The sequence below is a fragment of the Ectothiorhodospira haloalkaliphila ATCC 51935 genome, assembly GCF_000633935.1.
Taxonomy (GTDB): Bacteria; Pseudomonadota; Gammaproteobacteria; order Ectothiorhodospirales; family Ectothiorhodospiraceae; genus Ectothiorhodospira; species Ectothiorhodospira haloalkaliphila.
Genome location: NZ_KK214998.1, coordinates 1328132 through 1350310 on the forward strand (window position 1 = coordinate 1328132; position 22179 = coordinate 1350310).

The 22179-nt window shown below is 64.3% G+C and carries 18 protein-coding genes and 1 pseudogene; 10 read left to right on the forward strand and 9 right to left on the reverse strand.

The window, feature by feature from the left end:
- Nucleotides 1–2: 2 nt before the first annotated feature.
- The 4 genes from ECTHA_RS0114025 to hemF are packed head-to-tail and all read left to right on the forward strand — an operon-like array spanning nt 3 to nt 4632.
- Nucleotides 3–476 carry a DUF494 family protein gene (locus tag ECTHA_RS0114025; RefSeq protein ID WP_025280339.1) on the forward strand — a complete coding sequence of 158 codons (474 nt, stop codon included), beginning with the start codon at nt 3–5 and terminating at the stop codon, nt 474–476.
- A gap of 31 nt (nt 477–507) precedes the next feature.
- Nucleotides 508–3099, forward strand: coding sequence for a DNA topoisomerase I (locus ECTHA_RS0114030; protein WP_025280338.1), 2592 nt, complete (start codon nt 508–510; stop codon nt 3097–3099).
- A gap of 15 nt (nt 3100–3114) precedes the next feature.
- Nucleotides 3115–3678 carry an L-threonylcarbamoyladenylate synthase type 1 TsaC gene (gene tsaC / locus ECTHA_RS0114035; protein WP_025280337.1) on the forward strand — a complete coding sequence of 188 codons (564 nt, stop codon included), beginning with the start codon at nt 3115–3117 and terminating at the stop codon, nt 3676–3678.
- 15 nt (nt 3679–3693) lie between these two features.
- Nucleotides 3694–4632 (forward strand): oxygen-dependent coproporphyrinogen oxidase, encoded by a 939-nt coding sequence (gene hemF / locus ECTHA_RS0114040; protein WP_419398072.1) that lies wholly within the window; start codon nt 3694–3696, stop codon nt 4630–4632.
- On the opposite strand, the gene ECTHA_RS0114045 is transcribed toward hemF, so the two are convergent.
- From ECTHA_RS0114045 to ECTHA_RS0114055, 3 genes are read right to left on the reverse strand one after another with little or no spacing between them, the layout of a single operon-like run.
- Nucleotides 4623–6173 (reverse strand): SpoVR family protein, encoded by a 1551-nt coding sequence (locus ECTHA_RS0114045; RefSeq protein ID WP_025280335.1) that lies wholly within the window; start codon nt 6171–6173, stop codon nt 4623–4625. The two genes, hemF and ECTHA_RS0114045, sit on opposite strands and share 10 nt — an antisense overlap.
- 56 nt (nt 6174–6229) lie before the next feature.
- Nucleotides 6230–7513 (reverse strand): YeaH/YhbH family protein, encoded by a 1284-nt coding sequence (locus ECTHA_RS0114050; RefSeq protein WP_025280334.1) that lies wholly within the window; start codon nt 7511–7513, stop codon nt 6230–6232.
- A gap of 31 nt (nt 7514–7544) precedes the next feature.
- Nucleotides 7545–9488: a PrkA family serine protein kinase gene (locus ECTHA_RS0114055; RefSeq protein WP_025280333.1), complete on the reverse strand. Its 1944-nt coding sequence runs from the start codon at nt 9486–9488 to the stop codon at nt 7545–7547.
- A 390-nt stretch (nt 9489–9878) separates the two neighbouring features.
- On the opposite strand from ECTHA_RS0114055, the gene ECTHA_RS18425 reads away from it, so the two are divergent.
- The 5 genes from ECTHA_RS18425 (at nt 9879) to ECTHA_RS18435 (ending at nt 16356) form a co-directional block, all read left to right on the forward strand.
- Nucleotides 9879–10241: a cysteine-rich small domain-containing protein gene (locus ECTHA_RS18425; RefSeq protein ID WP_025280332.1), complete on the forward strand. Its 363-nt coding sequence runs from the start codon at nt 9879–9881 to the stop codon at nt 10239–10241.
- Nucleotides 10242–10415: 174 nt separating this feature from the next.
- Nucleotides 10416–12101, forward strand: coding sequence for a magnesium-protoporphyrin IX monomethyl ester anaerobic oxidative cyclase (gene bchE / locus ECTHA_RS0114065; protein ID WP_025280331.1), 1686 nt, complete (start codon nt 10416–10418; stop codon nt 12099–12101).
- A gap of 163 nt (nt 12102–12264) precedes the next feature.
- The gene (locus ECTHA_RS0114070) at nt 12265–13755 is read left to right on the forward strand and encodes a cobyric acid synthase (RefSeq protein ID WP_162472061.1); all 1491 of its coding nucleotides are present in this window, start codon (nt 12265–12267) and stop codon (nt 13753–13755) included.
- Nucleotides 13752–15287 carry a cobyric acid synthase gene (locus ECTHA_RS18430; RefSeq protein ID WP_051582659.1) on the forward strand — a complete coding sequence of 512 codons (1536 nt, stop codon included), beginning with the start codon at nt 13752–13754 and terminating at the stop codon, nt 15285–15287. The genes ECTHA_RS0114070 and ECTHA_RS18430 overlap by 4 nt, the downstream gene beginning before the upstream one ends.
- An 85-nt stretch (nt 15288–15372) precedes the next feature.
- On the forward strand, nt 15373–16356 hold the full coding sequence (locus ECTHA_RS18435; RefSeq protein WP_025280328.1) for an NAD(P)/FAD-dependent oxidoreductase: 984 nt from the start codon (nt 15373–15375) through the stop codon (nt 16354–16356).
- A 207-nt stretch (nt 16357–16563) separates the two neighbouring features.
- Here the strand turns inward: ECTHA_RS18435 and ECTHA_RS0114085 are convergent, their stop codons facing one another.
- The 4 genes from ECTHA_RS0114085 to ECTHA_RS0114100 all read right to left on the reverse strand — a co-directional run bounded on the left by ECTHA_RS0114085 (nt 16564) and on the right by ECTHA_RS0114100 (nt 19945).
- Entirely contained in the window at nt 16564–16899 is a 336-nt protein-coding gene (locus tag ECTHA_RS0114085) for a hypothetical protein (RefSeq protein WP_025280327.1), read from the reverse strand.
- Between the two features lie 6 nt (nt 16900–16905).
- Entirely contained in the window at nt 16906–17439 is a 534-nt protein-coding gene (locus ECTHA_RS0114090; RefSeq protein ID WP_025280326.1) for a hypothetical protein, read from the reverse strand.
- 23 nt (nt 17440–17462) lie between these two features.
- Nucleotides 17463–18188, reverse strand: a complete 726-nt coding sequence (locus ECTHA_RS0114095; RefSeq protein ID WP_025280325.1) for a DUF4197 domain-containing protein — start codon at nt 18186–18188, stop codon at nt 17463–17465.
- Nucleotides 18189–18376: 188 nt separating this feature from the next.
- Nucleotides 18377–19945 carry an FAD-binding domain-containing protein gene (locus ECTHA_RS0114100; RefSeq protein WP_025280324.1) on the reverse strand — a complete coding sequence of 523 codons (1569 nt, stop codon included), beginning with the start codon at nt 19943–19945 and terminating at the stop codon, nt 18377–18379.
- Nucleotides 19946–20198: 253 nt separating this feature from the next.
- Here ECTHA_RS0114100 and ECTHA_RS18440 point away from each other — a divergent pair.
- Nucleotides 20199–21035, forward strand: a pseudogene (locus ECTHA_RS18440) (FAD-binding domain-containing protein); the annotation flags it as partial.
- Nucleotides 21036–21198: 163 nt separating this feature from the next.
- Here the strand turns inward: ECTHA_RS18440 and ECTHA_RS18445 are convergent.
- Nucleotides 21199–21408, reverse strand: coding sequence for a hypothetical protein (locus tag ECTHA_RS18445; RefSeq protein WP_025281226.1), 210 nt, complete (start codon nt 21406–21408; stop codon nt 21199–21201).
- The gene (locus ECTHA_RS0114115; protein WP_425305687.1) at nt 21405–22157 is read right to left on the reverse strand and encodes an ExeA family protein; all 753 of its coding nucleotides are present in this window, start codon (nt 22155–22157) and stop codon (nt 21405–21407) included. The genes ECTHA_RS18445 and ECTHA_RS0114115 overlap by 4 nt, the downstream gene beginning before the upstream one ends.
- Between the last annotated feature and the right edge of the window lie 22 nt (nt 22158–22179).

Below are 22179 nucleotides of genomic sequence, written 5' to 3' on the forward strand. Positions count from 1 at the left end.
AGATGAAAGAGAACGTGCTCGACGTACTGATGTATCTGTTTGAAAATTATATAGACGACGATACGGAGCTGGAGCCGGATCGCGAGCAGCTGCACAACCTGCTGCTGGACGCCGGCTTCCCGGTCGCCGAGATCAACAAGGCGTTTGACTGGCTGGAAAACCTGGCCAGTCAGGACTCCTCGCTCAGGACCCTGCACACCGACTCGGCGCTGCGCCTCTATACCGAGCCCGAAATGAACCGCATGGACGCCACCAGCCGTGGCTTCCTGCTGTTTCTGGAGCAGAACGGCGTCTTGAGCCCCTCCACCCGCGAGGTGGTGATCAACCGGGTCATGGACCTGGACACGGAAGAAATCGGCCTGGATGAACTCAAATGGATCACCCTCATGGTGCTCTTCAACCAGCCCGGCCAGGAGGCCGCCTACACCTGGCTCGAGAGCCTGATGTTCGAGAACCCGCCGGAGTATCTGCACTGACCCCCTGCCACACAACACAGGTAGCCAGGACATGAGCAAGCACCTGGTCATCGTCGAATCGCCCGCCAAGGCCAAGACCATCAAGAAGTACCTCGGAAACGATTTCGAGGTACTGGCTTCCTATGGTCACGTTCGTGATCTGGTGCCCAAGGAGGGCGCTGTGGATACCGAAGATGGTTTCCGCATGAATTACCAGGTGATCGAGCGCAATGAAAAGCATGTGGAAAGCATCGCCAGGGCCCTGAAAAAGGCTGACAGCCTGATTCTGGCCACTGACCCCGACCGCGAAGGAGAGGCCATTTCCTGGCATCTCTACGAGTTGCTGAACGAACGGGGCTTGCTCAAGGACAAGGACGCCCAGCGGGTGGTATTCCACGAGATCACTCAGCGGGCGGTGCGCGAGGCCATTGAGCACCCCCGTGGCCTGTCCAACGACCTGATCAACGCCCAGCAGGCGCGCCGCGCCCTGGACTATCTGGTGGGCTTCAATCTCTCACCGCTGCTGTGGAAGAAGATCAAGCGCGGCCTCTCCGCCGGACGGGTACAGAGCCCGGCCCTGCGCATGATCGTGGAGCGTGAACAGGAGATCGAGGCCTTCGTCAGCCAGGAGTACTGGACGGTGGATGCCCATGCAGCCAAGGACGCCGAAGGCTTCACGGCCCGGCTGCAGGTCTACGCGGGCAAGAAGCTGGAACAGTTCGACATCAACAACGAGGCCGATGCCCAGAAGGCCCGCGAAACCCTGCTGTCGTCCGCGAACGGTCGCCTGCATGTGGCCAAGGTGGAAAAGAAACAGCGGCGCCGCAACCCGGCCGCCCCCTTCACCACCTCCACCCTGCAGCAGGAGGCCTCGCGCAAGCTCGGCTTCTCCGCCAGCCGCACCATGCGTGTGGCCCAGCAGTTGTATGAGGGCATCGACCTGGGCAGCGGGCCCATCGGGCTGATCACCTACATGCGGACCGACTCCTTCACCCTGTCCAATGACGCCATTCAGGAAATCCGGGGGCTGATCGAGGAGCGTTACGGCAAGCAGAAGGTGCCGGATAGCCCGCGCATCTACAAGACCAAGTCCAAGAACGCCCAGGAGGCCCATGAGGCCATCCGTCCCACGTCGGTGCAGCGCCTGCCCGACGAGGTGAAATCCCATCTCTCCCAGGACCAGGCCCGGCTCTACGACCTGGTGTGGAAACGCACCGTGGCCTGCCAGATGATCCATGCCACCCTGGACACCGTGGCGGCCGATCTGCAGGCGGGGAGCGCCGATCATGTCTTCCGGGCCACCGGTTCCTCCGTGCGCGACCCGGGCTTCATGGCCGTGTACCGGGAAGACCAGGATGACACCAAGGTGGAAAGCGACGAGCGCCTGCTGCCGGAACTCAAGGAAGGCGAGGATATCGACCTGCGGGACGTGCAGGCGGATCAGCACTTCACCGAACCCCCGCCGCGCTACTCCGAGGCCAGCCTGGTGAAGGCCCTGGAAGAGCATGGCATCGGACGTCCCTCCACCTATGCCTCCATCATCAGCACCCTGCTGCAGCGGGAATATGCCGAGTTGGTGAACCGGCGGTTCATACCCACGGACATCGGCCGCATCGTCAACACCTTCCTCACCCAGCATTTCACCCAGTACGTGGACTACGACTTCACGGCCCGGCTCGAGGATGAACTGGACGAGATTTCCCGGGGCGAGAAGGAGTGGGTGCCGGTGATGGAACGGTTCTGGGACCAGTTCCACGAACAGGTCAAGGAGAAGGACGCTTCGGTCACCCGGGAAGAGGCCGTGCAGGCCCGGGAGATCGGCACCGATCCCAAGTCGGGCCGACCCGTCTCGGTGCGCATGGGCCGCTACGGGCCCTTCGTGCAGATCGGCACCAAGGACGACGAGGAAAAGCCCCGTTTTGCAGGGCTGCGCCCCGGACAGAAGATGGACAGCATCACCATGGACGAGGCCATGGCCCTGTTCAAGCTGCCCCGCGAACTGGGCGAGACCCCGGAAGGGGAACCGGTGCTGGTGAACATTGGCCGTTTTGGCCCCTACGTGAAATTCGGGGATCGCTATGCCTCCCTGAAGAAGGAAGACGACCCCTACACCATCGAACTGCCCCGTGCCCTGGAACTGGTGGCCGAGAAGAAGGAAATCGACGCCAACCGCTTCATCAAGACCTTCGAGAAAGAAGGGATCCAGGTGCTCAATGGCCGCTATGGCCCCTATATCACCAACGGTGCCAAGAACGCCCGCATTCCCAAGGATCAGGAACCCAAGGACCTGACCCTGGAGCAATGCCAGGAACTGCTCGCCGCCGCGCCTGAAAAGAAGGGTCGCGGTCGCAAGGCCCCGGCCAAGAAGGCGGCGACCAAGAAGGCAGCCACCACCAAGAAAACCACGACCAAGGCGAGCACCACGAAGAAGGCCTCGAAAGCATCGTCGGACACCGGCAAGACGGCCACGAAGGCCGCCAGCAAGTCCACCAGCAAGTCCACCACCAAGGCCAAGACCGCCAGCACCAGCAAGAAGTCCACGGGCAGCGGCACCAAGGCCAAGGCGTCCACGGGGAAAGCGAGCACCCGTCAAGGCAAGAAATCGGCCGAGGACAGCACGGCCGGCGTCTCCAGCGGCACCTGATCACAGGCAACGGGGATGGCCAGACTGACCCGGGACGTGCAGCACGCCGCCGCCATGATTCGCGGTGGAGGCCTGGTGGCCTACCCCACCGAGGCCGTGTTCGGGCTGGGCTGCGATCCGCGTAATGAGCTGGCGGTGCACCGTCTGTTGACCGCAAAACACCGCCTGCCGGACAAGGGACTGATCCTCATCGCTGCTGATTTTTCCCAGCTGGCGCCCTTTCTGCGTCCCGTGGAGGCAGCCCTCCAGGCGCGGGCCATGGCCACCTGGCCGGGCCCCGTCACCTGGCTATGGCCATGCCGCCCCGACGTGCCCCCCTGGCTCACCGGGGATCGGGACGTACTGGCCGTGCGGATGACCGATCACCCCCTGGCCGCGGACCTCTGCCACCAGGCCGGTCGTGCCCTGGTCTCCACCAGCGCCAACCGCTCCGGAGAGCCCCCGGCCCGGGACGCGCACACCGTGCAGCAGACCTTGGGCAAACTGCTGGACACCATCCTGGAAGGTGATACCGGAGGCCGTGACAAACCCAGCGAGATCAGGGACCTGGTCACGGGAGACATCGTTCGGGATGGCTGACATGACTGAACAGGGATCATGAGCGACGCGCCCCGACTCACGCCCATCCTGGACTACTTCCGTCACCTGCAGGCACACATCTGCCGGCACCTGGCGGAAGTGGACCCCCATGCCCCCTGGGTGGACGATCGCTGGGAACGTGCCGAGGGTGGCGGTGGACGCAGCCGGGTGCTCAAGGGCGGTGCAGTCTTCGAACAGGCAGGGGTCAACTTCTCCCACGTGCGCGGCGCCCGCCTGCCGCAGACCGCCAGCGCGCGACGAGCGGAACTGGCCGGACGCAGCTTCGAGGCCACCGGTGTCTCGCTGGTGATCCACCCCCTGAACCCCCATGTGCCCAGCTCCCACGCCAACGTGCGTTTTTTCCTGGCCGAGAAGCCCGGCGAGGTACCGGTGTGGTGGTTCGGCGGTGGCTTCGATCTCACGCCCTATTACGGCGTGGAGGCCGACTGCGTGCACTGGCATGAGAACGCCCGACGCGTGTGTGAGCCCTTCGGGGAGGATGTCTACCCGCGGTTCAAGGCGGGCTGCGATGAGTACTTCTTCCTGAAGCACCGCAACGAATCACGAGGGGTGGGCGGCCTGTTCTTCGATGACCTGAATGCCTGGGGTTTCGAGCGCTGCTTCGAGTTTGTCCGGCGGGTGGGGGATGGCTATCTGGATGGCTTCGGGCCCATCGTCGAGCGCCGCAAGGACACGCCGTACACCCCATCGCAACGGGATTTCCAACTGTACCGGCGAGGACGCTACGTGGAGTTCAATCTGCTCTACGACCGGGGGACGCTGTTCGGTCTGCAGTCGGGGGGGCGCACCGAGTCCATCCTCATGTCCATGCCACCGCTGGTGCGTTGGGAATACAACCATCAGCCGCAGCCGGGCAGCCCCGAGGCGGAACTGGTGGAACGATTTCTCCAGCCCAGGGACTGGCTGAATCCCTCAGCCCGCCATCAGGGCTGAGTGGGCTCCACGTCCACGAACTCATTGATCACCGTATCCGTGCGGGCATCCACCTCGTACAGGCGCACGGCATAACCCCACAGATTGGCCAGGTGCTGGAGCACGCGCCGGGCGTCCTTTTCCTCCAGCAGACGGCCATCCTGGGCACGATGCTCCAGGATCAGCTTGCGATCCCCCGCCAGGTCAACGTCCACCACCTGGATGTCCGGCTCGTGCCGGGCCAGATCGTACTGGGCCGACAGGGCCCGGCGCACCTCCCGGTAGCCCGCATCGTCGTGGATGGCCTCCACCTTCAGGTGGGGCTCGGCCGCGTCGTCATGAACGGCGAACAGACGCATGTCCCGCATCACCTTCGGCCCCAGGAACTGCAGGATGAAGCTCTCGTCCCGATATTCCGCCCAGGCGTGCTTCCAGGTGCCCAGGAAATCCCCGTTGCCGGCGATGTCCGGGAACCAGCGCCGATCCTCTGCCGTGGGAGCAAGGCACATTCGCTTGAGGTCCTGCAGGATGTTGAAGCCCAGGGCATAGGGGTTGATGCCCGAGAAGCGCGGGTCGTCGAATTCCGGCTGGAACACCACGTTGGTGTGCTGGTGCAGGAATTCCATGAAGGCCCCTTCGGTCACCTGCCCGGTCTCGTACAGCCGGTTCATGATGTGATAGTGCACCGAGGTGGCGCAGCCTTCGTTCATCACCTTGGTCTGCTTCTGCGGGTAGAAATACTGCGACACCATGCGCACGATGCGCAGGATCTCCCGCTGCCAGTGCTCCAGCTTGGGGGCCCGTTTTTCCAGAAAATACAACAGGTTTTCCTCGGGCAGACCCAGGGCCTGATGACGTGCGCTCACATCCTGGGCGCCAGGCTCCTCATCTTCGTCACCACGACGCGGCAAGGTGCGCCACAGGTCGTTGAAGGTCTGTTCCTCGTAGCGGGCCCGGTCCCGCTTGCGCTGCATTTCCTGCACCAGATTCAGCGGCTGTCGACGCGGGTAACGGTGCACCCCGTGGGACATCAGGGCGTGGGCGGCATCCAGCACCCGTTCCACCTCCCAGCGTCCGTAGCGTTCCTCGCACTGGGCCACATAGGACTTGGCGAAATCCAGGTAGTCCAGGATGCCCTCGGCATCGGTCCAGGACTTGAACAGGTGATTGTTCTTGAAAAAATGGCTGTGCCCGAAGGCTGCATGGGCCATGACCAGGGTCTGCATGGTCATGGTGTTCTCTTCCATGATGTAGCACAGGCAGGGATTGGAGTTGATGACGATCTCGTAGGCCAGACCGGTCATGCCCTTGCGGTAATACATTTCGTCGCGGGCAAAGTGCTTGCCGAAGGACCAGTGACGGTAGAACAGGGGCATCCCCATGGAGGAATAGGCATCCAGCATCTGCTCGGAGCTGATCACCTCCACCTGGCTGGGATAGGGATCCAGGCCCATCTCGTCCACGGCGATGCGCTCGATGGCGTCGTGGGCCCGTTTGATCAGGGCGTAATCCCAGTCGGCGCCGGTGTAGAGCAAGCAGGCATCATCAGTGATGGTGTTCATGGTATCTGGTCTCCTGATTGTCCGGTCATTCGGCCCTCTCCCACCACAGCGGGCACCTACCTTCTCAACTCCACCGGCGTGAACAGGTCCCGGAAGACCGGGAAGATGTCTCCCCGGTTGCGCACCTTGCGCATGGCCAGGGGGCGTCCGGAAGTTGCCAGGCGCTCGTACACCTGCCACAGGTCCGTGGTCATCTCCCAGCCGCGGTCCTCGGCCACCTCGATGTAGGCGAAATACCGGCACACCGGCAAGATCACCGACTCCATCATCTCCAGCACCGCCGGGTTGTCAGCGGGGGTGTTGTCCCCGTCGGAGGCCTGGGCGGCATAGATGTTCCAGTCCGCCGGGTCGTAGCGATCCGCCACCACCTTGCGCATCTCCTCCAGGGCCGGCGACACCAGGGTGCCGCCCGTCTCCCTGGAGTAGAAGAAGGTGTCCTCATCCACCTCCTGAGCGATGTGCGTGTGGCGTATGAAGACGATGTCCACATGCCGGTAACGCCGCTGCAGGAACAGATACAGCAGCATGAAGAAGCGCTTGGCCAGATCCTTCATGTCCTCGGTCATGGAACCGGAGACGTCCATCAGACAGAACATCACCGCCTGGGAGATGGGCCGGGGTACCGGGGTGAACCGGTTGTAGCGCAGGTCGATGGGGTCGATATAGGGGATGGACCGGGTCCGCCGGGTGACTTCCTCCCGCATCTGGATCAGGTCCCGCAGCCGCTCGGGCTCCTTGCCGGTGCGCTCCAGGCGGTCGATCTCCTCGTCCAGGGCGCGGGTCTCCTCCCGCTTGGGACGACGCAGGGCCAGGCGGCGGGACAGGGAATTGCGCATGGTCCGTGCCAGATTGAGATTGGAGGGCGAACCGGACACGGAATAACCGGCGCGCTGAATGCCGTGACGCTCCACCTTCGTCACCTGGGTGTGCGCCAGGTCGGGCAGCTCCAGGTTTTCGAAGAAAAGATCCAGAAACTCGTCCTGACTCACGGTGAACTGGAACGGATCTTCCCCCTCGCCCTGGGGGCTGCCGCCACGGCCACCGCCCCCCTGGCCACCTTCGGGTCGAGCGATGGTGTCTCCGGCGACGAACTCCTTGTTGCCCGGGACCACATGGTCACGCACGCCACGGCCGGTACCCTTGCGGAAGCTGGGCTCCTGCAGGCCGTCGGCGGGGATGCTGATCTCCTCCCCGCCCTGACCGATGTCCGCCACCTTGCGACGCGACGACACATCCCGCACCGCGTCCAGGATCTGACGCTTGGCACGGCCGATGAAGCGCTGGCGGTTGGCCAGGCTCTTGTCCTTGGGGTTCAGACGGCGGTCGACGATATTCACCACAGGGGGCGCACCTCCCGCAGACGGGGCTTGATCAGCCTGCCTGCTTGACTCGCATGTACCATTCCACCAACCGGCGGACCTGGCGTTCGGTATAGCCGCGTTCCACCATACGCTGCACGAAATCGTTGTGCTTGCGCTCCATCTCCGAGTCCGTCTTGGCCCCGAAGCTGATCACCGGCAGCAGGTCCTCCACCTGGCTGAACATGCGCTTCTCGATCACCTCGCGGATCTTCTCGTAGGAGGTCCACGAGGGCATCTTGCCGCCCTGAGCCGCCTGCGAACGCAGCGCGAACTTGACCACCTCGTTACGAAAATCCTTGGGGTTGGCGATGCCGGCGGCCTTCTCGATCTTGGTCAGCTCCTGATTCAGGGACTGACGATCCAGAAGCTGACCGGTGTCCGGATCCTTGAAGTCATGGTCCTCGATCCAGGCATCGGCATAGGCCACGTAACGCTCGAAGAGGTTCTGCCCGAAGTCGCTGTAGGACTCCAGATAGGCCTTCTGGATCTCGTTGCCGATGAAGTCCGCGTACCGTGGCGCCAACTCGGCCTTGATGAACTCCAGATAACGCCGTTCGGTTTCCTCCGGGAACTGCTGGCGACGAATGGACTGCTCCAGCATGTAAAGCAGATGCACCGGGTCGGCCGCCACCTCGCGGGTGTCATAGTTGAAGGTCTCGGAGAGCACCTTGAAGGCGAAGCGGGTGGACACCCCATCCATGCCCTCGTCCACGCCGGCCATGTCCCGGTATTCCTGCATGGACTTGGCCTTGGGATCGGTATCCTTGAGGCTCTCGCCGTTGTAGACCCGCATCTTGGAGAACAGGTTGGAGTTCTCGTGCTGACGCAGACGGGTGAGCACCGAGAACTTGGCCAGCATGTCCAGGGTGGCGGGAGCGCAGGAAGCATCGGCCAGTTCACTGGACTGGATGAGCTTCTCGTAGATCCGCGTCTCCTCATTCATGCGCAGGCAGTAGGGCACCTTGACCACGGAGATGCGGTCGATGAAGGCTTCGTTGTTCTTGTTGTTCTTGAAGGCCTGCCATTCCGATTCGTTGGAGTGGGCCATGATGATCCCCTGATAGGGGATGGCACCGATGTTCTCCGAGCCCACGTAGTTGCCTTCCTGGGTGGCGGTGAGCAGGGGGTGCAGCATCTTGATGGGGGCCTTGAACATCTCCACGAATTCGAGGATGCCCTGGTTGGCCCGGTTCAGGCCGCCGGAGTAGCTGTAGGCATCGGTGTCGTTCTGGCTGTAGAGTTCCAGCTTGCGGATGTCCACCTTGCCCACCAGCGACGAGATGTCCTGGTTGTTCTCGTCGCCGGGTTCCGTCTTGGACACGCCGATCTGCCGCAACCGGGAGGGATACATGCGTCCCACGGAGAATCGGGAGATGTCGCCACCGAACTCGTCCAGGCGCTTCACCGCCCAGGGGGACATCAGCCCGCTCAGGCGCCGACGGGGAATCCCGAAACGCTCTTCCAGATCCTGCCCCATGGCGGGATCGAACAGCCCCAGGGGGCTTTCGAACACCGGCGACACCTCATCACCGGCCTTGAGCACGTAGATGGGGAATTTCTCCATGAGCGCCTTGAGCCGCTCCGCCAGGGACGACTTGCCGCCCCCCACCGGCCCGAGCAGGTAGAGGATCTGCTTGCGCTCCTCCAGGCCCTGCGCCGCATAGCGGAAGAAACCCACAATGCGCTCGATGGTCTCTTCCATCCCGTAAAAGTCCTCGAATGCGGGATACACCTTGATGGTGCGGTTCATGAAGATACGACCCAGACGCTCGTCCTTGGCGGTGTCCACAACCTTCGGCTCACCGATGGCCTGTACCAGGCGCTCGGCGGCAGTGGCGTACCGCATGGGGTCGTCCCGGCATCCTTCCAGGTACTCACTCAATGACATGTCGGCCTCCTGCCGCTTCTGATAGGAACGTGCATACTGAGCAATCAAGGCTTCGGCCGAATCCATCGCAATCACCCCCTTGTTGGAGTCCGATCTCACTGTGCATTCCCCATGCAAGGGAGATACCACAGTCAGCAATTGTCGCACCCGAGTCACCAGGCTGCCCCGTCGCGAACGGGGCCCGGATGGGGACAGCCTGCATGGGATCGTGGGTGGGATGCCCGGGCCTTCTCAAAGCGTGGCCCGTGGCTCGTCTGTTGAGTTGGACGCTGACCCGGGCGCGCAGTTCCTGTGCATACCCGGGTTTTTGCCTCAGGATTGTGCAGGCGGACCCCACACCGGCAAGCCGTTAAGATACCGTGCCGGACGTTTACTGAGCATAGACCATGGCAGCGAGCATTCAGTGCCCACTGGCCGAAGACCCAACTTCCCCGATCCCGGGGACCGGAGTTCAACATGGAACCCAAAGACAGCACCCGAAACGAGGCCTTCAAGGGTTTCACCAACGACGCCTGCCCGTTCATGCCCTGCCACCAGGGGGTGAAACGCGAATTCAATTGCCTGTTCTGTTACTGCCCCCTGATTGCCTACGAATGCCCCGGACCCTACCGCGTGATCACCGACCGTCACGGCATGCGACGCAAGGATTGCAGCCCCTGCAACCTGCCCCATAACGGCTATCTTCAATCGTGGAGCTTCATCCAGAAATGGCTGGAGCGACCGGTGCTTTGGGACGGTCACGAGCAGACCCGTTATCAGGTGGACCTGCCCGAGGATGCCGAGCCCCGGCGTGGTGGGCCGCAAGGGGAGACTGATTGACGGAGATCAGGTGAAGCCAGGGCCAGGATACCCAACTGTCCACCGAGGTTGACAGTCTTTAAAACGCGCGGGTAGGATCAAGCGATCCGGGGACCCAAGGAATCTGCCCCGCCTGTATTGTTCGTCTCCGCCCGCCGGGCGGGGGCGATGAATCCTTTTCGCGGGAGCGTACGTATGCGAATCCTCTTCGTCCATCCGAACTACCATTCCGGTGGCGCCGAAATCGCCGGTAAATGGTCACCCGCCTGGGTGGCCTACCTGGCCGGGTATCTCAAGACTCATGGCTACGAGGACTACACCTTCGTGGATGCCATGACCGACGAGATCTCCGACGAGGATCTGCGCAAGATCTTCGCCGAAGCCCAGCCGGATATCATCGCCTGTACCGCCGTGACCCCCGCCATCTACAAGGCGGAGGAAACCCTCAAGATTGCCAAGGAAGCCTGTCCCAATGCGGTCACGCTGCTGGGCGGCATCCACGCCACCTTCATGTTCCAGCAGGTGCTCACTGAGGCCCCCTGGATCGATGCCATCATCCGAGGCGAAGGCGAAGCCGTCACCCTGGACCTGGTGCGCACCGTGGACGAGGGTCGCTGGCCCGAGGCCCGGAGCGAAGTACGCGGCATTGCCTACGTGGAAAACGATCAGGTGGTGGCAACCCCCGCCGCCCCCACCATCCGGGACGTGGACTCCATCATCCCCGACTGGGGCGTGCTGGACTGGAAGAAATACATCTACATCCCCATGGGCGTGCCGGTGGCCACCCCCAACATGGCACGCGGCTGCCCCTTCACCTGCAGCTTCTGCTCCCAGTGGAAGTTCTGGCGTGACTACCGGGTGCGCGATCCCAAGAAGGTGGTGGACGAGATCGAGATCCTGGTCAAGGAGCATGGCGTCGGCTTCTTCATCCTCGCCGACGAAGAGCCCACCATCAACAAGGCCAAGTTCGTGGAGTTCTGTCAGGAACTCATCGACCGCGACCTGGGCGTGCTCTGGGGCATCAACACCCGCGTGACCGACGTCATGCGCGACGAGGATCTGCTGCCCTTCTACCGCAAGGCCGGTCTGGTGCACATCTCCCTGGGCACCGAGGCGGCGGCACAGCTCAACCTGGACCTGTTCGTCAAGGAAACCACGGTGGCCCAGAACAAGCGCGCCATCGAACTGCTGCGCAACGCCGGCATCGTCACCGAGGCCCAGTTCATCGTCGGCCTGGAGAATGAGACCGCCGAGACCCTGGAAGAGACCTTCAAGCTGTGCATGGACTGGAATCCCGACATGGCCAACTGGGCCATGTTCACCCCCTGGCCCTTCTCCGATCTGTACACCGAGATGGGCGACAAGGTGGAGATCCACGACTTTGCCAAGTACAACTTCGTCACCCCCATCATGAAACCCGCGGCCATGACCCGGGGCGAACTGCTGGACCGGGTGATGCACAACTATCGCCGCTTCTACATGAAAAAGGCCTTCCTGGGCTATCCCTGGGAGCGCAACCCGCTGCGTCGCAAGTACCTGCTGGGTTGTCTCAAGGCCTTCTTGAAGAGTGCCTTCGAGCGTCGCTTCTACGACCTGGGCAAGGCCGGTTACTGGGGCCCGCAGTCCCGCAAGACGGTGGACTGGAAGTTCGACCACTCCCGCAAGCTGGTCAAGCCGGACGCCCAGCTGGAAGAGCAGATCGTGAAGTGGAAGAGCGCCCCGGCCCGCAAGCGCGGCGGCAAGCCCGCCAAGGCCGGTGCGGCTGCCGAGGCCACGCAGATGGATCCGTCCCAGGTGAAGATCTGCGGCGGTGGCGATCAGCAGCTTGAAGAGAGCCTGGATGACGCCAAGATCAAGGAGAAGATCAAGGAAAACGCCTGACCCCTCGGGCTGACCTGCTCTAACCTGATCCGCAATTGTAAAGGGCGCCCCATGGGCGCCCTTTTTCTGTCCGCTGAGGAAAAACCCCGTGATCGATGACCCTACTGCCCCCATCGACTTCCCTGCCCTGCCCCAGGCCGGCCCGCGCCAGGCGAAGGCGCTGATGATCCAGGGCACCAGCTCGGACGTGGGCAAGAGCCTGCTGGTGGCCGGCCTGTGCCGGGCCTATGCGCGACGGGGCCTGAAGGTGCGACCCTTCAAGGCCCAGAACATGAGCAACAACGCCGCCGTCACCGCCGACAGCGACCTGCCGCCGGGACCCGACGGCCAGGCACCCCGGGGCGAGATCGGTCGCGCCCAGGCCCTGCAGGCCCGGGCCTGCGGCGTGGAACCCTCCATCCACATGAACCCGGTCCTGCTCAAGCCCCAGACCCTCATCGGCTCCCAGGTGGTGCTGCGCGGCCGGGTGCTCGGCAACTGCCGCGCCAAGGTCTACCACAAGATGAAGCCGCAGTTGCTGCCGGCGGTGCTGGACAGCTTTCACCGCACCGCCGCCCAGGCGGACCTGGTGCTGGTGGAGGGTGCGGGCAGCGGCGCCGAGGTGTACTTGCGCAAGTCTGACATCACCAACATGAAGCTGGCGGAACTGGCGGACCTGCCCGTGGTGGTGCTGGGCGACATCGACCGCGGCGGTGCCCTGGCGGCCATCGTCGGCACCCATGCCCTGCTCAACGAGTCCGAGAACGCCCGGGTGGTGGGTTACATCATCAACAAGTTCCGTGGTGATCTCTCCCTGTTCGAGCCCGCCTGCGAACTCATGACCCAGCGCACCGGCTGGCCCTGGCTGGGTGTGGTGCGCTGGTTTGAATCCGCTTCACGACTGCCGGCGGAGGACTCCCTGGCCCTGGAGCGACCGGCGGAAGGTGAGGGACACGGTCTCAACATCGCCGTACCGCAGCTCTCCCGGGTGGCCAATTTCGACGATCTGGATCCCCTGGCGGCCGAACCGGGCGTGAGCGTGAACTGGGTGAAACCCGGCACGCCGATCCCCCGGGAAACCGATGTGGTCATCCTGCCAGGCTCCAAGTCCACCCGCGCGGATCTTGAAGTGATGCGCCGCGAGGGCTGGGACATCGACATCCTGGCCCATGTGCGCCAGGGCGGGCGCGTGGTTGGCCTGTGCGCCGGATTCCAGATGCTGGGCCGGGTGGTGCGCGATCCCCAGGGCATCGAGGGTGAGCCCGGCGAGACACCGGGGCTCGGGCTCCTGGACGTGGAGACCGAGATCAGCGGCGAGAAACAACTCATCGACCTGGATGCCAGGGATCAAGCCAGTGGCTGTCGTGTCACCGGCTACGAGATGCACATGGGCCGCACCCACGGCGCCGGCCTGGATCGCCCCTGGCTGATGCTGGAGGACAAACAGGGCAAGCCCCGGCCTGAAGGCGCCATGTCTGCCGATGGTCGGGTCACCGGCGCCTATGTGCACGGCATCTTCGGCAATGATGATTTTCGCGCTCACTGGCTGCGCCGCGTGGGAGCCGAGGCCTCCACCCTGGATTACGAGGCCCGCGTCGAGGCGGCCCTGGAAGCCCTGGCAGATCACTGCGAGGACAACCTGGACCTGGACGCACTGCTGGCGCTGGCGCGATGACATCTAAGCTGAACATGGCCCGGGTGCTCATGATCCAGGGCACCAATGCCGATGTCGGCAAGAGCCTGGTGGTGGCCGGCCTGTGCCGGGCCTTCACGCGCCGCGGCCTGACCGTGCGCCCCTTCAAGGCCCAGAACATGAGCAACAACGCGGCGGTCACCGTGGACTCGGATGCACCACCCCGGGCCGATGGCACACCGGTGCGCGGCGAGATCGGCCGGGCCCAGGCCCTGCAGGCCCTGGCCTGTGGCGCACCCAACTCGGTCCATATGAACCCGGTACTGCTCAAGCCCCAAAGCGACATGGACAGCCAGGTGGTGCAGCGGGGCCGGGTGCTGGGCACCTGGTCCGCTGCCGGCTATCAGACCATGAAGACGGACCTGCTGCCCGCCGTGGTGGACAGCCTGCACCGCCTGGCCGCCGAGTCGGACCTGGTGCTCATCGAAGGGGCCGGCTGCGGTTCGGAACGCTATCTGCGGGCCCGGGACATCACCAACATGGGCCTGGCCGAAGCAGCGGACATCCCGGTAATCCTGCTGGGCGAAGATGCCCGGGGCGGCATCACCGCCTCCGTGCTGGGATCGCACCAGCTGTGGACTACCTCGGAACGGGCCCGCGTCCAGGGTTATCTGGTGAACCGCTTTCGCGGCGATCCGGCCGTCTTCGCCCCCGCTGCCGAGGACATGACCCGCGCCACCGGCTGGCCCAACCTGGGCCTGATCCGCTGGTTCGACGGCGCCGCCCGTCTGGCCCAGGAGGACTCCCTGGCCCTGGACCAGCAACATTCAAGTTCAGGTCCCGGCCTTCGCATCGTCGTCCCGCGCCTGCCCCGGGTGGCCAATTTCGACGACCTGGATCCCCTGGCCGCCGAACCGGGGGTGGACGTGCGCTGGATCCCACCGGGCCAGCCCCTGCCCCGGGATGCGGACGTCGTCCTGCTGCCCGGCTCCAAGGCCACCCGCAGCGACCTGGAATGCCTCTACCGGGAAGGCTGGCATCATGACATCCACACTCATGTGCGCCATGGCGGCCACGTGGTGGGCCTGTGTGCCGGCTACCAGATGCTGGGTCGGGTGATCCGCGACCCCGAAGGGATCGAGGGACCGGCCGGCGATACCCCCGGCCTGGGCCTGCTGGACATGGAAACCACCCTCACCGGCGACAAGCGCCTGCTGGACCTGGACGCCCGCGACCGGCTCAGCGGCGAGGCCCTCACCGGCTACGAGATGCACATGGGCCGCACCGCCGGCCCCGCCCTGGAGACTCCCTGGTTGATCCTTGAGGACACCGAAGGCACCCGCCCCGAAGGTGCCCGATCGGCCAACGGGCGCATCATGGGCGGCTACGTCCACGGCCTCTTCGCCGCCGATGGCTTCCGGCGCCACTGGCTGGAAGGTCTGGGTGCCCGATCATCCAGCCTGCATTACGCCCAGCGCGTGGAAGCCACGCTGCATGCCTTTGCCGAGCAGCTGGAAGAAGACCTGGACCTGGATCGGCTGTGGGAACTGGCGCAGCCACCGGGGCTCAAATAGCGCCAGAGGGACCGCTGTCAGGGGATACGGCGTCGGAGATAACCTGCGAGAAAATGATGACATCACTGGTATTCGAGGCCTGCCCATGAACCGTATTGCGATCATTGGTGCCGGTATGGCCGGACTGGCTGCCGCACGACGCCTGGCAGACCAGGGGCATGACTGCACGGTGCTCGAAAAAAGTCGGGGCCTGGGCGGGCGCATGGCCACCCGCCATGCCGACGCATTGCGATTCGATCACGGGGCGCAATACTTCACTGCGCGAGGCGAGTCACTGAAGGCATACGTGCGAGGCTGGCAGCAGGAGGGGGTCGTCGCGGAATGGGGACCAGACCGACTGGTCGGTTGCCCCGGCATGACCGCGCCGGCCTGGGCCATGGCCCGCGGCCTGAGCATTCATCGCAACTGCCGGATCACACATCTGGAACACCGTCCGGAGGGCTGGCAACTGCACACCGAGCCAGGACCGGATCATGAGGCCCTGGCAAAACCCTTCGACGCCGTGCTGCTGGCCATTCCCGCACCCCAGGCCATCACCCTGGCCGCCACCGCGGGGATCGAGTTCCCGGCGATGGCGCAGGTGCGCTACGCCCCCACGATCACGTTGATGGCCGCGTTCGATCACCCCCTCTCATTGCCCGATGTGGCATTCGAGCCCACCGAGGGGCCGTTGGCATGGATCGCCCGCAATGCCACCAAGCCGGGGCGGGACACCGAGCCTGAGACTGTGGTGGCCCACGCCGGCAGCGAATGGTCACGGACCCATGTGGACACGCCTGCCGAGGAACTGGGCGAACCCCTGCTGGAGGCCTTGCGCGCCATTGTGGGCAAGGCGCAACCGTTCCATTGGCAGGTTCACCGCTGGTTGTATGCCCGTGTGGAACAGGCGGCCGGAACGCCATGCCTGTGGGATGCCCAACAGCGGATCGGCGCCTGCGGCGACTGGGCCCTCGGCGCCCGAGTGGAAGCGGCCTTCGACAGCGGCGAGGCACTGGCTGCCGCGGTGATCCGGTCCACAGGGGTCGACCAGGGGCAGGCCAAAGGACCCAACCCGGGACCCTCTGCCTGACAGCCACCATTCCTTCCTTGACCGGGAAGCCCCTGGGCGCTCGCAAACTACGAGCGGATGTGAGCGCCGCACGTCTTTTGCGTGTGCTGCAGGCACTGTGTTTGGGTCGGATCTCATGTCATCGAGTTGCACCCGACACGCTTTGTCTTCACCTGCTTGAGCCCCTTGCCTGCCCGGATCATTCAGAATCGGCATGGTTGTCCGAAATCATCTCCGCCGCCCACCTTTCGGCTTGAAGCCATCCGGCTTGCTGGCAATCCAGCGGGTGAACGTGCTGATGTCCGGGTGGCTGAGCAGGGCCTCCAGGGTGTTGTACTCCCGCTCCAGGGTTTTCTCATCCAGTACCCGGTGAACCTGGCTGTGACATGGGCGGCAGACCCAGATGACCCGCTCCCGCACCTCCACACGATCGAACATCCGCTTGTTGCGCCGATTCCGGTGACGGGCCCGCGGAATCAAATGGTGGCGCGTCAGATGCTCCACGGTCCGCCCGCAGAGCTGGCAACCAGTCGAGTGAACGTCTTCCGGCTCGGTGGTCGACATGGCCGGTCATGACTTGGGCAGCACATGCCCGCCGATGACCTTCGATTCGCCCCCCGCCTCGCCTTCGATGATCGACGACAACAGGCCATAAGCGACCCTCCAGTGCGTTGTCCCTACCCGCACACCGGCTGTCTTCGGGTTCAGCTTGGTCACCTCCCCGAAAAGCTCGTTTCCCTTGCGGTCCTTGAAGGCCACTTTGTCGCCGATCCGGAGGGTATTGCGGTCCAGTTTGCCGCCGGGATTCGAGATGGCCACATCGGCGCCATCGAGGTTGATGAAGTGGAGGGGGATGCTCCAGCGCTGGCCATCGTGGCGGTCGGCCACCAGGGCCCTGGTGGTTTTCAATTCGATGATGCTGGCCTCGATCAGGCGGTTTTGCTGTGCATCAAAGTACTCGATCTCCTGCCCCACCTTCAGCGCACGCCGAATCTGCAGGATCCTTTGAGGGTCTTCCAGGTTCCGCTGAATGGCCTGCTGGAGACGGTAGAGTTCGAAAAGGGACGCCTTGTTCAAGGCCTCAAGGATCTGGGAATAGTTCATCAGTCTGCGCCCTCCGTCGCCGCTTACCGCCCGAACAGGTGTCTGAGCATCTGACCGCCCTGCCCCACCGGGTCCTCCCGGATCATGCCCTCGCGTTCCGCCATGAGTTCGAACAGGCCCTCCACGGTCTTGTCGTTCACGTAGGCATCCAGGTCGAAATCCCGCAGCCCACTCATCCCTGGCAGCCGGTTGCCGACGCGGTCGATGAGACGGGAGAGCGCATCGGTGGCGCCAGTCTCTTCCAGGGCGCGCCGGGTCTCGGGGAGCAGGGCCTGAGTGACCCGCTCTCCCTGTCGATCCTGCAGATGCCGAGTGGCCCCATCGGAGGACCCCAGGATGGGTTGCACATCCTCGAAGCGCACATCCCGGATAGCCTCGGCCAGGATGGGGCGCGCGGCCGGCGCGGCCCGCTCCGCTGCTTCATTGATGGCCGCTTCCAGGTCGTCGAGTTGCTGCGACAGGCCCAAGCGACCCAGCAGGCTCTGTGCGTCTTGCAGCACCCCCGGCAAGGGGATTTTGATGCCCGGATTGTCCAGGAACCCGCCACTTTGCGAAGCTGCGGATACAGCGTGATCACTGCTGCTGCCGAGCAACTCCCTCAGGCCCTCCACCTGCCCCGATGCAGGCCTTTCAGCGTCGCCGCCCGGCAAGGCTCCGCGAAGACGATCCGCCCAGTCGGCCTGAGCAGCCATCGGCAGCGCCAAGGCCATCACCAGGGCAGCAATCAAGCCAGTGGAATGGATCTTCATCGTATATTTCCTCCTCATTGTGGTGCCTTTATCAGTGCTGCCACGGTGCCAGATCAGAGGGTGACGCGTCAGGTGCTTCATGTCTCCCCCGCACAGCCATACACTCGCCGACAGGAGCATGTTAACCCGGGCGGGGACATGGCTGAGGCACAAGTAACCCGTATTGGGAAACGGTGGCTGTCCCTCGTTCAGCGGTCCGTTTCGGGGAAGAGATCGAGCTGCCCGTGAGCGGGCGGGGTGCGTCGGGTGGTGGTGCGTGCAGAGGGTCGGCGACGGCTACCATGGCGCTGTTGGATGCCGTCACGCTCCTGACGCGATGCCGCCTTGCCACGTACCCCTTTGAAGCGCGCGCGGGCCTCTCGCGCCGCCTGCTCATGATCCACGATGGGCGCCGGATAGTCGTGGCCGATGCGACAACCAAACTCACGCTGCAGCGCCGCCGGCATGCGCCATGGCTGGTGGATCCAGTCCCCCGTCACCCGCGCCAGTTCCGGCACCCATTTGCGAATGAAACGACCCTCCGGGTCCTGATCCACCGACTGCTTCACCGGATTGTAAATGCGCAGGGCGTTGATGCCCGTGGTGCCGGATTGCATCTGCATCTGACTGTAGTGAATGCCGGGCTCGTAGTCGGCGAAAACCCGGGCCAGGTGCAGTGACGGCTCGCGCCAGTGCAACCAGAGGTGATAGGAGGCGAAGGCCACCACCATCGCGCGCATGCGGAAATTGATCCAGCCATGGTCGTTTAGCGCACGCATGCAGGCATCCACCAGGGGATATCCCGTCAGGCCCTGCTGCCAGAGCCGCATGCGCTCCACGTCGAACGCGTCCTCGCGCAGACCGTCACAGGCACGGTGCAGATTGGCAAACTCGATGGAGGGCTGATCCTCCAGCTTCTGCATGAAGTGGCAGTGCCAATGCAACCGTTCCTCGAACTGACGCAGGGAGCGCTGCCAGGCCGTGCGTTGGCGATCCCCGGCAGGCACCTCACCCACCTGGGCCTTGCGCTCCCGGGTGGCCTGCAACACCCGACGCAGCGACAGCGTGCCATAGGCCAGGTGCGGGCTCAGCCGTGAACTGGCCGTCCAGGCCTTTTCCGGGCTGCTGATGCCGCCGGGATACCGCTGGCCGCGCGCCCCAAGGAAGTCCCCCAGGACGGCATGACCGGCCTCCAGCCCGGGCGTCTGAAGCGGTATGGGAAGATCCGCCGCCACGCCCGCCGGGCAATCCGGCAAGGTCTCGATGCCGCCCACCACCCCATGGCAGGGTGTGAGCGATTCGGGGAGTGCGGCCACAGGCTCGCCCATCAATTGCTCCCATTGCGCCGCCCAGCCATCGCGGCTACGGAGCGGGCGAACCACGCCATGCTGACGATACTCATGCCAGGGGATGCCGCGCTCCCGCAGTCGGCGGGCGACCGCCCGATCCCGATTGAAGGTCCAGCCATTACCGGTCTCCTGGTGACTATGGACCGCCTCAATCGGCAGTTCCTCGCACAGCCGGTCGAGCACCGTGCCGGCCTCTCCTTCACGTACGATCAGCGGTTGCCCGAGCTCGCGCAAGCCCCGGTCCAGATCACTCAGGCTGGCGCGAATGAAACCCCAGTGCCGACGACTGGTATCCGGCTCATCCCAATAGCCCGGCTCCACGATATACAGTGGCAACACGGGCCCATTCTTTGCTGCCTGGCAGAGCGGGACATGATCATCGACGCGAAGATCACGTTTGAACCAGACCAGGTGTATCGGGGCGGACATTGTGGATCTCCTTGCACGTATTGCCGCTGATCACGGGTGATGGGGCTGCGGCAGTGCGCGGGTTGTGTGGCAACATCATGCATGGATGATCATGCAGCGTGCGACGGCATCGTCCGATAGACCGCCTCCAGGGGCGTTTGTGCCGCTGAAGCTCGCGACCCCTGGATCCGCTGTTGCGCTGAAACACCCCCGGTGCGAGGCTAATGGACTCCTTCCATGCCCTCAGTGCCCCGCGTAATGCCCGCACACACCCATGGCTGACCATCACGAAACCCTGCGCGACAGCGACCTCTTCCCTCCGAACCATGCCGCCGCACTGGAACGCCTTCAGGCATTTGTTCCGGGTGCTGGGCGACGCTATGCAGCGGAGCGCAATCGGGATGCCGGGCCGGGGCGGCGGGACAATGTCTCGATGCTCTCGCCGTATATCCGGCATCGGGTTCTGAGCGAACGACAGGTGCTCCAGGCCGTGCTGGCTCAGCACAGCCCCGAGGGGGCCGAGAAGTTCATCCAGGAGGTGTTCTGGCGCACCTACTGGAAGGGCTGGTTGCAGATGCGTCCGCAGGTGTGGCGGGCGTTCCTGCGGGAACTCGCGGCGGATAGGGCGCGCCTGGAACAGGATGCGGGACTGCGGTCGGCGGTCACTGCGGCCCAGGAGGGTCGTAGCGCGGTGGAAGGGTTCGATGACTGGGCTCGCGAGCTGGTCCAGACCGGATACCTGCACAACCATGCGCGCATGTGGTTTGCCTCCATCTGGATCTTCACGCTCGGATTGCCCTGGACGCTCGGGGCCGAGTTCTTTCTGCGCCATCTGCGCGATGCCGATCCGGCATCCAACACCCTGGGGTGGCGATGGGTCGCCGGCATCCAGACTCCGGGCAAGACCTACCTGGCCCGTGCCGACAATATTGCCCGTTATACCGACAATCGCTTCAGGCCCGACAACCTGGCCACCGAGGCCCACCCGATCCGGGAGGAATCCCCCCCACCGCCCACGCCTCTGCCAACACCGCCAACACTGCCCCCTGGGCAGCGGGTATTGCTCTTGCTCCATGGCGACGACCTGGGCGGTCATGAGGCATTGCCCGCTGTTGTTTCCCAGATTATTCCACGCCCCTTTTCCCACACAGATCCTGGCTACAGGCCGAGTGTTTTCCCGGATTATGCCCTCGGGTGGAAGATTCCTGGAAGGTGAACGGATGCGGGAAGCTGGGGGCGCGAGCCTTGGGTGACTCGCGCCCGGGGGCAAGGACTCAGAAGGGATCCTGCTCGTCGTCGAACAGGGAGGTCTGGCGGGTGTCGATGGAGGGCGCTCGCTCGGCGGCCAGGGCTTCCTGCAGGGCGAGGTCGTAGCGCTGGCCGATATGCTCGGTGAGGATCTCCAGCAGTTCCCACACGGCCAGAGCCTGTTCCGGGGTCCAGTGGCCTGGCAGCGGGATGGTGAGGGTGTGGTGGTGGTTCATGGTCGCAGTTCCTCCAGGGCGGTCTGCAGGTGCTCGGCACTGACCTGGCGGACCTGTTGCTGGGCGGCGCAGGTCAGGGCGTAGTGGGCCAGGCGGCCGACAGGGCGGGGCATGCCGTGGGTGGCCTGATAGAGGGCCTCGATGGCCTCCGGCTCGAACAGGGGCAGTTCGCAGCCGACCAGGCGCAGACGGTGGGCCAGGTAGTCGGGCAGTTCCTCGCGGCTCAGTCCCCCCAGGTGATGGCGCACGACGAGTCGCTGGGCCAGGGACTCGTGCACGGCCATGCCCAGGCGCCGGCGCAGCTCGGTGAGGCCAACGAACAGCAGGCACAGACGGGGATCGGAGTCCATGGCGTAGTTGGTGAGCAGGCGCAGATCCTCCAGGACATCGTTGCGCAGGTGATGGGCCTCGTCGATGATCAGGACCGGCAGTTGCTTGCTCTCCAGGGTGAGCCGGGAGATTTCGGCGCGCACCTGGCGGAAGGCGCTGGCGCGATTGCGTTCGGTGGGCAGGCCCAGTTCCCAGGCGATGGACTTGTACATGTCCATGATATTGCCGGTGGTCAGGGGGATGTAGAAGGTACGATAGAGTCCCGAGTGCAGGGTGCTGGTGATGCGTCGGCAGGCGGTGGTCTTGCCGCTGCCGGCCTCGCCGGTGAGCAGGCCGATGCCCCGCAGGCGCAGCAGGTGCCTGAGCCGGGCCTGGGCCTCGCGCAGGGTCTGGGACTCGAACAGGTCTTCACTGGCCACGCTGGGTTCGAAGGGATAGGCG

Bases quoted from the DNA above. Each gene is read 5' to 3' on its own strand.
- ECTHA_RS0114100 (WP_025280324.1), bottom strand. From the start codon at position 19,945: ATGTCCGCCCCGATACACCTGGTCTGGTTCAAACGTGATCTTCGCGTC.
- tsaC (WP_025280337.1), top strand. From the start codon at position 3,115: ATGGCCAGACTGACCCGGGACGTGCAGCACGCCGCCGCCATGATTCGC.
- bchE (WP_025280331.1), top strand. From the start codon at position 10,416: ATGCGAATCCTCTTCGTCCATCCGAACTACCATTCCGGTGGCGCCGAA.
- ECTHA_RS0114095 (WP_025280325.1), bottom strand. From the start codon at position 18,188: ATGAAGATCCATTCCACTGGCTTGATTGCTGCCCTGGTGATGGCCTTG.
- ECTHA_RS0114025 (WP_025280339.1), top strand. From the start codon at position 3: ATGAAAGAGAACGTGCTCGACGTACTGATGTATCTGTTTGAAAATTAT.
- ECTHA_RS18425 (WP_025280332.1), top strand. From the start codon at position 9,879: ATGGAACCCAAAGACAGCACCCGAAACGAGGCCTTCAAGGGTTTCACC.
- ECTHA_RS18430 (WP_051582659.1), top strand. From the start codon at position 13,752: ATGACATCTAAGCTGAACATGGCCCGGGTGCTCATGATCCAGGGCACC.
- ECTHA_RS0114030 (WP_025280338.1), top strand. From the start codon at position 508: ATGAGCAAGCACCTGGTCATCGTCGAATCGCCCGCCAAGGCCAAGACC.
- ECTHA_RS18445 (WP_025281226.1), bottom strand. From the start codon at position 21,408: ATGAACCACCACCACACCCTCACCATCCCGCTGCCAGGCCACTGGACC.
- ECTHA_RS0114070 (WP_162472061.1), top strand. From the start codon at position 12,265: ATGATCCAGGGCACCAGCTCGGACGTGGGCAAGAGCCTGCTGGTGGCC.
- ECTHA_RS0114055 (WP_025280333.1), bottom strand. From the start codon at position 9,488: ATGGATTCGGCCGAAGCCTTGATTGCTCAGTATGCACGTTCCTATCAG.
- ECTHA_RS0114090 (WP_025280326.1), bottom strand. From the start codon at position 17,439: ATGAACTATTCCCAGATCCTTGAGGCCTTGAACAAGGCGTCCCTTTTC.
- ECTHA_RS18435 (WP_025280328.1), top strand. From the start codon at position 15,373: ATGAACCGTATTGCGATCATTGGTGCCGGTATGGCCGGACTGGCTGCC.
- ECTHA_RS0114045 (WP_025280335.1), bottom strand. From the start codon at position 6,173: ATGAACACCATCACTGATGATGCCTGCTTGCTCTACACCGGCGCCGAC.
- ECTHA_RS0114085 (WP_025280327.1), bottom strand. From the start codon at position 16,899: ATGTCGACCACCGAGCCGGAAGACGTTCACTCGACTGGTTGCCAGCTC.